This window comes from Leyella stercorea (genome assembly GCF_021531655.1).
Window position 1 is genome coordinate 1 of record NZ_JADYUF010000119.1, and the last position, 568, is coordinate 568.

The 568-nt window shown below is 42.8% G+C and carries 1 protein-coding gene and 1 tRNA gene; both read right to left on the reverse strand.

Translation table 11 applies throughout. The features are described from left to right. A tRNA-Thr gene (locus tag I6E49_RS14280) sits at nucleotides 1-73 on the reverse strand. A 101-nt stretch (nucleotides 74-174) separates the two neighbouring features. Further along, a complete protein-coding gene (gene hpf, locus I6E49_RS14285) occupies nucleotides 175-474 on the reverse strand; it encodes a ribosome hibernation-promoting factor, HPF/YfiA family (RefSeq protein WP_235403149.1) in 300 nt (99 codons plus the stop codon). Between the last annotated feature and the right edge of the window lie 94 nt (nucleotides 475-568).

Consider the following 568-nt stretch of genomic DNA (forward strand, 5'->3'; position numbering starts at 1 on the left):
GCCTCTTGTCGGATTCGAACCAACGACCCCGAGATTACAAATCACGTGCTCTGGCCAACTGAGCTAAAGAGGCAAAATCCCTGCAGCCGTTATACGGCGATTTAGGACCTGTTCTAAAACGGCTGCAAAGATACGACTTATTTTTTATTCGCCAAAACTTTTCGGCATTTTTTTTTACATTTTACGTGCTTTTTCTTTGAATTTGGTTAATTGTACCTTCATTGCGTCGACACAAAGGTCTACTCCCTCCTCAAATGTATCGCATGTCTTCTCTACGAAAAGAGTCTGTCCGGGAACGCTCACCGTAAGGCTTGTCTCCTTGTTCTGTGCGGTGGCTGGCTTCACTACCTTGAGCTGTACCTCGGCTGTCTTGATGTCTTCGAATGTCTTCTCCAATTTTGCAACTTTCTTCTCGATGAAGTCTTGCAATTTCTCAGTAGCGTCAAAATGAATTGACTGAATCTTGATTTCCATAGTTACCTCCTTTTTTGATTTTAAGGGTTATGCCCTGGGATGGGCTTTACTATAAACTTTCTTCAATTGTTCGAATGTGGTGTGTGTGTAGATC